Origin of the sequence: Aquimonas sp. (genome assembly GCF_044377145.1) — a bacterium.
GTDB lineage: Bacteria > Pseudomonadota > Gammaproteobacteria > Xanthomonadales > Xanthomonadaceae > Aquimonas.
In genome coordinates, this window is record NZ_JBILJQ010000112.1 from 1 (window position 1) to 9,806 (window position 9,806).

Sequence of the window (9,806 nt, forward strand, 5' to 3'; positions counted from 1 at the left end):
GGATTCGGGATTCGGGATTCGGGATTCGGGATTCGGGATTCGGGATTCGGGATTCGGGATTCGGGATTCGGGATTCGGGATTCGGGATTCGGGATTCGGGATTCAGAGCCGGCGGGGTGGCGGCTGTGGGCCTCCGGCAACTTGAAAGCGGCGAGAGCGGTGCGCTGCCGGGTGTGTTGGAGGTGAGTCTTCCGGCCGCCCCGTGTCGGGGCCGCATGACGCCCTCAACGACCGTGCTTGAATCATCGACTCCCAGTCCTACACCCCCAGCCGCGAACCCGAAGCCCGCGCCCGCGCCTCACGGGCTATGCTTCCGCCCCGTCCTTACGCTTCGGAGCCGCCAATGAAAATGGTCACCGCCATCGTCAAGCCGTTCAAACTCGACGACGTGCGCGAGGCGCTTTCCGAGGTCGGGGTCACGGGCGTCACCGTCACCGAGGTCAAGGGCTTCGGCCGTCAGAAGGGCCACACCGAGCTGTACCGCGGCGCCGAGTACGTGGTCGATTTTCTGCCCAAGGTGCGGATCGAAGTCGCGATCGGCGAGGATCGGGTCGAGCAGGTCATCGAGGCGATCCGCAACGCCGCCAACACCGGCAAGATCGGCGACGGCAAGATCTTCGTGCATACGCTGGATCAGGTGATCCGGATCCGCACCGGCGAGGTGGGGCCGGACGCGCTTTAAGGCCGGGATTCGGGAGTCGAAACCTTCGAGATCTCATAGGGTGGGTCTTGACCCACCGTCCGCGCCGATCCCACACCCCCGGGCTCACGCTCGAACTGATCGCGACGGCTCGCCATCCGGACGCCGACGCGGCCGACGCGCCTGTCGGTACGGTTTGAATCGTGTGTCGAACCGCGGTGGTTCAAGACCCACCCTATGCCTGAATCGGTGGGTCAAGACCCACCCTATGCGTAAAGCGGTGGGTCAAGACCCAATCTGTCCCACTGCCCGTTCAAGGCTGAGGGCGGCGCGCGCCATCTCCAGCGCCTCGTCGAAGCTGGAGACCATGCCCAGCAGGTTCGGGTGCCGGCCGAAATCCATCTGATGCAGGATCTGGCGCGGCTGGCCGCTGAGCCCCGCCAGGATCACCGCAGTGCCCAGCTTCTGGCAGCGGTTCAAGAATTCCTCCAATGCGGTCACGCCTGAAGCGTCGATCAGCGGCACGCGACGCATGCGCAGGATGAACACCTTGGGCGCTTCGCGCATCGGGTCCAGCACCTGATCCAGCCGGTTTGCAACAGCGAAGAGCAGTGGCCCGTTGAAGCGGAACATCTCGACGCCGTCGGGCAGGCGCTGGCGCATGTCCGGCTCGTCGTCGTCATCGTTCTCGCTGGCCGAGCGCATCGATACGCTTTCGCTCATCCGGTGCATGAACAGGAAGGCTGCCATCACCACGCCGACCTCGATCGCGATGGTGAGATCAAAGGCGACGGTGAGGCCGAAAGTCACCAGCAGCACCACGCGATCGCCGATCGGTGCGCGCATCAACTGCTTGAAACGGTGGATCTCGCTCATGTTCCAGGCCACCACCAGCAGGATCGCCGCCAGCACCGCCAGCGGCACGTACACCATCAGCGGCGCCAGCAGCAGCATGAAGGCGAGCAGGAACAGCGCATGCGCCATGCCGGCGACCGGTGAGCGCGCACCGGCGCGGATATTGGTGGCGGTGCGCGCCAGCGCGCCGGTGGCGGGCAGGCCTGCGATCAGGGCTGAGGCCGCATTGGCCACGCCCTGCGCCACCAGTTCAGCGTTGGAACGATGGCGGCCACCGGTCATGCCATCGGCGACCACCGCCGACAGCAGGGATTCGACGCCGGCCAGAAAGGCGATGGTCAATGCCGCCGGCAGCAGCTCGAAGGTGCGCTCGAACGGGATCTGCGGAATCGCGAAACTGGGCAAGGCCGCCGGCAGTTCGCCAAACACGCTGCCGATGGTCGGCACCGGCAGGGCGAAGGCGAGCAAGCTGCCACCGATCACCACCATCAGGAAGGCCGGCCAGCCCGGGCGGTAGCGTTTGAGCACGGCCAGAACGATCAGCCCGCCAACGCACAGCGCTGCGGCGGCGGGTTGCCAGGTCGGCAGGTGAGCGTAGTACGCCTGCCAGCGCTCGGCGAATTCGCCCGGCAGATGCTCGATGTCCAGCCCGAGCGCGTCCTTCACCTGGCTGCTGAAAATGCTGACCGCGATGCCGGCGGTGAAGCCGGTGATGACCGGCTGCGGCATGTAGCGCAGCAGGGCGCCGACCCGCAGCAGGCCGGCGGCGATCAGGATCAGTCCCGCCAGCAGGGTGCACAGCACCAGGCCCTCGAAGCCGAAGCGCTCGATGACGTTGAACACCACCGGGATGAAGGCTGCGGTCGGCCCGCCGATCTGCACTTTGGAGCCGCCGAGCGCGGAGATCAGAAAGCCGGCGACGATCGCCGTGTGCAGGCCGCGTTCGGGGGTGGTGCCGCTGGCAATCGCAAGCGCCATCGCCAGGGGCAGGGCGACGATCGCGACGGTCAGGCCGGCGGTGAGATCGGCGCGCAGATCAGCGCCGCTGTAGCCACGGCGCAGGCTGCTGATCAGCTGTGGCGTGAATCCCTGTGCATCCGGGAGCAAGCGCCGCAGCCTGTGCATGTCAGCGCCCGGGCGAGATGTCGGGCAGCCCGGACTCCAGCCACCAGCGCTTGGTTTCGGGGTCCCACTTCCACACTTCGCGCACCTGCATCACGCGTTCGGCCTGGGTGTGGCGGTTGATCAGGCGGACCTCCACCAGCTGACGCACTTCGCCCACGTCACCGGGTTCCTTGATCTTGACCAGATAGCCGGTGAACTGGACTTGGGCATAGCGTTCCCATTCCAGGCTGCTCATCGGTTTTTCGGCACGCTGCTTGGGGTGGACAAACTCGTAGGCGCTGGCGATTTCGCTGTAGCGAATGGCGCCGGCGTACTGGAACAGCACCGTATCGAGCTTGAGTCGATCGCCCTTGTCGGAGGTGGCGCAGGCGGCGAGCAGCAGGCACAGCAGGATCAGACCAAGGCGTTGGATCACGGGGGCTTCCGCAGGCAGTGGGAGCGGCGATTCTGCGCCACCCGCAGCCCGCGCGTGAAGGCGAGCATGGAATGAGGCGCCAGGCCCCGCCTGTGCTAGCGTTCGACGATGTCGCCAGAGCTCGTACGCCACATCGCATTGGATGCCCGCCTGGTCGAGGCGGTGGCGGATATCCGCCTGCTGGCGGCGGTGAGCTGGCCGGCCCGGCTGCAGCGCCAGTTTCTGGAGGATTACCGCCGCGGTCAGGCGCGCCCGCCGCAGCCCGAGTACCCCCGACCCGATCTCAGCGCCGCGCGTGCGGAGCTTGCGACCATCCGCGACGCCGCCGACCCCCAGCATCCGCTGGGCCAGTACCTGCAGCGCAATGCCGAAAGCTGGCTGCACGCGGCCTGGCTGATCGAGGCGGCCGGCACCGAATCCGCCAGCTGGCATTCGATCCAGCTGTTCGGGCGCCCGGGCGATGCGCTGCCGGGTTCGAAGCTGACCAACATCGACGCCGCACGCCACTTCATCGAGATCGCTGATGAGATCAGCGGCGATCTGGTGCCCGAAGACGGCGACGCCGTCTACAGCGCCGAGGCGATGCAGGCCGAGCTGCAGGCCTCGCTCGATGCGTTCTTCGTCGGCCACCGCGTGCGGGTCGAAGTCGACCCCGAGCTGATCGCCAAGGCCGCGGCCGGCCCGACCCGGATTCGATTGCGCGGCGGTGCGACCTTCAGCGAATACGATCTGCGCCAGCTGCTGGAACACGAGGCTTTCGTGCATTCGCTGACCGCGCTCAACGGCCGCGAGCAGCCGCATCTGAAAAGCCTCAGCCGCAGCGCGCCGCGGGTGACTGCCACGCAGGAAGGCCTCGCGACCTTTGCCGAGCTGATGACCGGTGCGATCGACCTGCCGCGGCTGAAGCGGCTGTCGCTGCGCATTCTGGCGATTGACATGGCCCTGAACGGCGCCGACTTCATCGAGGTGTTCCGCTATTTCCTCGATGGCGGCCAGACCGAGACCGACAGCTTCTCCTCCGCCCAGCGCGTGTTTCGCGGTTGCCCGACCGGCGGCGGCTCGGCCTTCACCAAGGATGCCGTCTACCTGCACGGCATGCTCAGCGTGCATACGTTCTTCCGCTGGACCATCCGCCACCGCCGGCCACGCCTGTCGCACCTGCTGTTCGCCGGCAAAATGGCCCTGCATGACGTGTTCACCCTGGAGCCGCTGTTCGAGGACGGGGTGATCGCCGAGCCGCTGTACCTGCCACCGTGGGCGCAGCGCGCCAATGGTCTGGCCGGCGTGCTGGCGTTCTCGCTGTTCGCCAATCGCATCCGCATCGACCGCGTCGAAGCCGAAGATCTGACCCTCGGCGTGTGAGCTGCAGCGGGCGCATGCACCCGCTGCGCGTCTCGGCGCCACATACGCCTGAGCACGGCGAGGCCGAGGCGCTACCATAGCCGGCCCGCCCTGCACAGCCGACCTGCCCCCGCCATGTCCGACAACGAAGCCCTGAAGCAAGCCGCGCTCGACTATCACCGCCAGTACCCGCCCGGCAAGATCAAGGTCACGCCGACCAAGGCGCTGGTGAACCAGCGTGATCTGGCCCTGGCCTATTCGCCCGGCGTCGCCGCAGCCTGCGAAGCGATCGTGGCCGACCCGGCGGAAGCGTCCACTGTCACTGCCCGCGCCAACCTGGTGGCGGTGATCACCAATGGCACCGCGGTGCTCGGCCTCGGCAACATCGGCCCGCTGGCGGCCAAGCCGGTGATGGAAGGCAAGGGCGTGCTGTTCCAGAAGTTCGCCGGCATCGATGTGTTCGATATCGAGATCAGCGAGAACGACCCAGACAAACTGGTCGACATCATCGCCAGCCTGGAGCCCACCTTCGGCGGCATCAACCTCGAAGACATCAAGGCGCCGGAGTGCTTCATCGTCGAGCGCAAGCTGCGCCAGCGGATGAAGATCCCGGTGTTCCACGATGACCAGCACGGCACCGCGATCATCGTCGGCGCAGCGGTGCTCAATGCGCTGCACGTGGTCGGCAAGAACATCGGCGAGGTCAAACTCGCCACCTCCGGCGCGGGTGCTGCCGGCATCGCCTGTCTCGACATGCTGGTGGCGCTCGGCCTGAAGCCCGAGAACATCCTGGCGGTCGACCGCGATGGTGTGATCCACACCGGCCGCACCGATCTCGACCCGGACAAGCAGCGCTATGCGCGCGACACCGCGGCGCGGACGCTGGCCGATACCCTGGTCGGCGCCGACCTGTTCCTGGGCCTGTCGGCCGGCAATATCCTCAAACCCGAAATGCTGCTGACCATGGCCGAGCGGCCGGTGGTGCTGGCGCTGGCGAATCCCACCCCGGAAATCGCCCCCGACCTGGCCCGCGCCACCCGCCCCGACTGCATCATCGCCACCGGCCGCTCGGACTTCCCGAACCAGGTCAACAACGCGCTGTGCTTCCCCTACATCTTCCGCGGCGCGCTGGATGTCGGCGCCACCACCATCAACGAAGCGATGAAGCTGGCCTGCGTCAAATCGATCGCTGAACTGGCGCGCAAGGAAGCCAGCGACCTCGGTGCCGCCTATGCCGGTGAGACCCCCAGCTTCGGCCCCGAGTACCTGATTCCGCGCCCGTTTGACCCGCGTCTGCTGGTCTCGCTGGCGCCAGCGGTGGCGCAGGCGGCGATGGACTCCGGCGTGGCGACGCGGCCGATGGTCGACATGGAGGCCTACCGCGAGCACCTGAACACTTTCGTGTTCCGCACCGGCATGCTGATGAAGCCGGTGATCGAACGCGCCCGCGCCAACCTGCAGCGCGTCGCGTATGCGGAAGGCGAGGAAGAAGTCGTGCTGCGCGCGGTGCAGACCGTGGTCGACGAGCGCATCGCCCGGCCGATCCTGATCGGCCGCCCGGCGGTGATCGAAGCGCGCATCGAACGGCTTGGCCTGCGCATCCGCCCCGGCGTCGATGTCGACGTCACCAATATTGATGACGACCCGCGTTTCAACGACTACTGGCAGCTGTACCACCAAATCATGCAGCGCCGCGGTGTGACCCCGGCCACCGCGAAGGCGGTAGTGCGCTCGCGAGCCACGGTCATCGCCGCGCTGATGGTTCGCCGCGGTGAGGCCGACGCCCTGCTGTGCGGCCTGGTCGGCCGCTACCAGAAGAAGGCCAAGTACGTGCTCGATGTGCTCGGTACCGACCAGGGCGATGACAAGGTCGCCGCGCTGTCGGCGGTACTGAACGACAAGGGCGTGTTCTTCTTCACCGACACCCACATGCAGCTCGACCCCACCGCCGAGCAGATCGCCGAGAGCGCGCTGCAGGCGGCGTACCGGGTCAAGATGTTCGGCGTCGAACCGAAAGTGGCCCTGATCAGCCACAGCAATTTCGGCAGCCACGAGACCCCGAGCGCGATCAAGATGCGCGACGCGCTGAAGCGCATCCGCGTGCGCGCGCCCAAGCTCGAAGTCGAAGGCGAGATGCACGTGGACGCCGCGCTGTCGGAAGAAATCCGCAACAACCTGTTCCCGGATTCGCGCCTGAAGGGCCGCGCCAATGTGCTGGTGTTTCCCAACCTCGACACCGCCAACACCGCCTACAACCTGGTCCGCAGCATGACCGACGGCGTCGGCCTCGGCCCGATCCTGATGGGCGTATCGCAGAGCGCCCACGTGCTGACGCCATCGGCAACCGTGCGACGCGTGGTCAACATGAGCGCGATCGCCGCGGTCGAGGCGCAGATCCGCAGCGCGATGCGGCAGGGCTGACAGCGCGGCCGGGTTCGGTCTCGCTCGCACGCGTCGGGGCCGAATCGCAGGAGTGTCAGCGTGCAATTTGAGTCGCGTCTCGCCTGCCCCAGGCGGGCGAACGCGGCCAGCATCGGGAGCTAGCCCACGTGGATCTGGTCGACCTGATGGCCTACAAGGCGTGGGCGAATTCGCGCCTGTTCGCGGCCCTGCAGCGGATGGACGAAGCCGCCCTGCGCGCCGCAGCCGATCGTGTTCGGCAGCCTGCTCAGCACCCTGCATGACGTGGCCGCGATGGATCGAGTCTGGCAGGCGCATCTCCTGGGCGAAGCACACGGCTACACCACCCGCCATCCGCAGCCGGCGCCGCCTTTGGCCGAGCTCTGGGAGTGGCAGCAGCAGCTCGATCGCTGGTATCAGGATCATGCCGCCCGGCTGACCGCGCCGCGCAAGGTCGAGCGTATCGAGTTCGAGTACATCGGCGGCAGCCGCGGCGGTCTCACTCGTGAGCAGACCTTCCAGCATGTCGCCAACCACGCGACCTACCACCGCGGCCACATCGCGGCGATGATGTACGCCGCCGGCGCCTCGCCATCGACGACCGATCTGCCGGTGTTTTTGCGTGAGCGCGGGTAGAGCGTTGCCGATAGCCAGCGCCTGAACTGCTGCCTCGGCCGCCTCGCTCGCCGGTTGTCGTCGCCGCGCTGAGTGGGCGCGCCGTTGTGTGTTCCGACCGGACACAAAAGACCCAGGATGTCGCAGATTCAAGTTGGCCTCCTTGGGCTTCGGGCTGGCCGCCTCGGTGTTCCAAGCGCCGCTGATTCAGGCGTGCGGGGCGTTGCCCGCTTCCAGGCTGTGTTGCGCTGCAGCGGTTCAAGCCGTCACCGCGACCTCGACGACATTCGGCAGCTGCGACGCGTGAACCGCGCGGTACTGGATATCAAAGCGGAGCGTGGCTACTTCCGGCGTCCACTCGGACTGCGATGCCCAACACCCTCGTCGCCGACGGAGGCTGTCGCGCGATGGTCGTGAGCGAAACCTGCACCGTTTTGCGTGTGTACCTAGCAGGACAGAAATCGTGCGAAGACCTCACGCAAAGGACACGCCGGGTTTGCGCTACACGTTCTCAGGTCGAGCGTCAGGCGAGCGGACACGCAGACCCAAGGTTTTCAACCGAAGAACCAGCTACAAACAGGACGGTGCTTGACGCGAATCTAAGTCGTGCTCAGACTTCGCGCGCTGAGAATGAGCCCTGCCGCCCTCGGTGGATCGTTTGCTGGGCAGCCGAGTGAGTTTTCTTGTCCCATCAACTTCGCTTTAGATGCTTTTCCCGTGATCGGCGCACTGTGCCTCTCCCTGACCTCGTCTTCCAATTTCGGCCCTCGCCGATAGGAGTATAGGAATGTCATACACCTCTGGACGCGCGCCAACGGCGGATACGTCCATGGCCTTGTTGGCATTGACGCTGGGGCTGGGCTTGCAAGTCCGGCACGCCTCAGAGCCAGTGCCCAGCTGTGAAGAGCTTTTTCTTCCGCCCAAGCCCGAGGCCCCGCAGCGGTCGGTGCTGCTGAAGTGCACCGACCAAAGCGCCGGACTCCCGAGCGAGGAGCACTTCAAGCTGATCGATCAGCGCAGGGGCCTGGGTATCACCATGCTGACACCGGCCGGTAACTCGCTTGCGTCAAGCTTCTGGAGCCGAAATGCACATCGCGTTGGCAGCACAGATTCTTGCAGATCAACCCCATGCTGTGTCTCTTTCCGGCGACGACCGATCCAAAAAGAGAATCTAACGAATGTCCGGTCAGCGGCGTTTTGGGAACTCTTGTCTCTGGGCGCGAAGCTCATAGGCAACCGTTGCGCTCATTTCCCTACGCTCCCTTGAACATCAAGTTGTCCTACCCGCAGCCGTTGCGTCCTTGACGGCCCATCTGAACTCCACGGAACCAAGTATGACTCGCTCAATAGCTCTTGCTGTTGTAATTTCGATTGGATGGCACGCAGCAGTCTTTGCTCAGGCCCAGGACAACACCAAGCCTGACGAAACTCGAAACACCAGTGGCGTGCCCAATGGTCACCAATTCTATGGCAGCGCCCTCAAAACGGCGGAAAATCTTGGTGCGCTCAGTGAGGGGTTGTTCGGTGAGCGCGTCTCGCTCGCCACTGGATCAGTGGAGTTCTCGAACACCGACGTTCAGATTCCTACGAATGGTCAGATCCCAATCACACTCGGTCGCCGATCAAGAATAGGGGAAGATCGTTGGTTTGGAGATTCAAATTATTTCCACGCTTCAAACTTCGGCTATAACTGGATGGTCGATGCGCCGCATATTCGGGGCAATTTTCATGCTGTGGATGGTTGGGTCACTTCTGAAGGCGTCGCTCTAGGCAATCCGGGCCGCAGGTGTTCAGTAGGGAATTTCGCGCCGCCTCGAAAAACCGGACCCTGGCCGTATCACCACACGACATGGATCTCCGCCCACAATTACTGGGGCGGCAACATCATTAATATTCCTGAGGCCGGTGAAGAGCGCATGCTCTCAATGATTCCGGGCAGCCCCAGGCCTTCGGATGGTCGATCCTACTATGGTGTTACCAAGTCTGCGTGGGTCGTTAGTTGTTTGCCCGCGATCCTGAACGGACCGGGTGAGGGCTTCAGAGTGACCCTTCCAAATGGAAATTCTTACAATTTCAATTGGATGGCGGTCCAGAAGGCAAAGGACCTTGACGACGGCACGACCCCTAAGGAAGCTCTGAACAACGCGATCACTGGATCCCTGGGTGTCCCGCGAGTCGCTTTTTTCGAAGCGTGAACCCTAAATCGAGCCTCTGTTGTGACCCATCGACTCGCTCGCTGCCCTTTCGTGGATCGTTCGAACCGCTTTTCGCCGCGGATCGGGGTTTTCCCCCGTTCCGCGGACGCACTCATGCGGCCGCCGCCACGCGGCGGCGCGCCAGACTCAAGTTCACCAGCGCAAACAGCGTCTGCAGTTGCGCCGTGTTCTTCGCCAGGCCGCGATAGCGCACCTTGGT

8 protein-coding genes and 1 pseudogene are annotated in these 9,806 nt (G+C 65.0%); 6 read left to right on the forward strand and 3 right to left on the reverse strand.

Going from position 1 to position 9,806, the window contains the following annotated elements:
- Nucleotides 1–343: 343 nt before the first annotated feature.
- Nucleotides 344–682 carry a P-II family nitrogen regulator gene (locus tag ACIQ7H_RS20730; RefSeq protein ID WP_395795139.1) on the forward strand — a complete coding sequence of 113 codons (339 nt, stop codon included), beginning with the start codon at nt 344–346 and terminating at the stop codon, nt 680–682.
- 243 nt (nt 683–925) lie between these two features.
- Here the strand turns inward: ACIQ7H_RS20730 and ACIQ7H_RS20735 are convergent, their stop codons facing one another.
- Entirely contained in the window at nt 926–2,620 is a 1,695-nt protein-coding gene (locus tag ACIQ7H_RS20735; RefSeq protein WP_395795141.1) for a SulP family inorganic anion transporter, read from the reverse strand.
- Between the two features lies 1 nt (nt 2,621).
- Nucleotides 2,622–3,035: a hypothetical protein gene (locus tag ACIQ7H_RS20740; RefSeq protein WP_395795143.1), complete on the reverse strand. Its 414-nt coding sequence runs from the start codon at nt 3,033–3,035 to the stop codon at nt 2,622–2,624.
- A 108-nt stretch (nt 3,036–3,143) separates the two neighbouring features.
- On the opposite strand from ACIQ7H_RS20740, the gene ACIQ7H_RS20745 reads away from it, so the two are divergent.
- The 5 genes from ACIQ7H_RS20745 to ACIQ7H_RS20765 all read left to right on the forward strand — a co-directional run bounded on the left by ACIQ7H_RS20745 (nt 3,144) and on the right by ACIQ7H_RS20765 (nt 9,586).
- Nucleotides 3,144–4,397, forward strand: a complete 1,254-nt coding sequence (locus tag ACIQ7H_RS20745; RefSeq protein ID WP_395795145.1) for a flavohemoglobin expression-modulating QEGLA motif protein — start codon at nt 3,144–3,146, stop codon at nt 4,395–4,397.
- Between the two features lie 114 nt (nt 4,398–4,511).
- Nucleotides 4,512–6,797 carry an NADP-dependent malic enzyme gene (locus ACIQ7H_RS20750; RefSeq protein WP_395795147.1) on the forward strand — a complete coding sequence of 762 codons (2,286 nt, stop codon included), beginning with the start codon at nt 4,512–4,514 and terminating at the stop codon, nt 6,795–6,797.
- A 128-nt stretch (nt 6,798–6,925) separates the two neighbouring features.
- Nucleotides 6,926–7,060, forward strand: coding sequence for a hypothetical protein (locus tag ACIQ7H_RS20755; protein WP_395795149.1), 135 nt, complete (start codon nt 6,926–6,928; stop codon nt 7,058–7,060).
- On the forward strand, nt 7,029–7,412 hold the full coding sequence (locus tag ACIQ7H_RS20760) for a DinB family protein (RefSeq protein ID WP_395795151.1): 384 nt from the start codon (nt 7,029–7,031) through the stop codon (nt 7,410–7,412). Before ACIQ7H_RS20755 ends, ACIQ7H_RS20760 begins: the two co-directional genes overlap by 32 nt.
- A gap of 1,313 nt (nt 7,413–8,725) precedes the next feature.
- Nucleotides 8,726–9,586, forward strand: a complete 861-nt coding sequence (locus tag ACIQ7H_RS20765) for a hypothetical protein (RefSeq protein WP_395795153.1) — start codon at nt 8,726–8,728, stop codon at nt 9,584–9,586.
- Between the two features lie 112 nt (nt 9,587–9,698).
- Here ACIQ7H_RS20765 and ACIQ7H_RS20770 read toward each other — a convergent pair.
- Nucleotides 9,699–9,806, reverse strand: a pseudogene (locus tag ACIQ7H_RS20770) (IS5/IS1182 family transposase); the annotation flags it as partial.

What these genes read in the sequence shown, in the direction of transcription:
- ACIQ7H_RS20730 (WP_395795139.1), top strand. Translation starts at nt 344, where the DNA reads ATGAAAATGGTCACCGCCATCGTCAAGCCGTTCAAACTCGACGACGTG.
- ACIQ7H_RS20735 (WP_395795141.1), bottom strand. Translation starts at nt 2,620, where the DNA reads ATGCACAGGCTGCGGCGCTTGCTCCCGGATGCACAGGGATTCACGCCA.
- ACIQ7H_RS20745 (WP_395795145.1), top strand. Translation starts at nt 3,144, where the DNA reads ATGTCGCCAGAGCTCGTACGCCACATCGCATTGGATGCCCGCCTGGTC.
- ACIQ7H_RS20750 (WP_395795147.1), top strand. Translation starts at nt 4,512, where the DNA reads ATGTCCGACAACGAAGCCCTGAAGCAAGCCGCGCTCGACTATCACCGC.
- ACIQ7H_RS20765 (WP_395795153.1), top strand. Translation starts at nt 8,726, where the DNA reads ATGACTCGCTCAATAGCTCTTGCTGTTGTAATTTCGATTGGATGGCAC.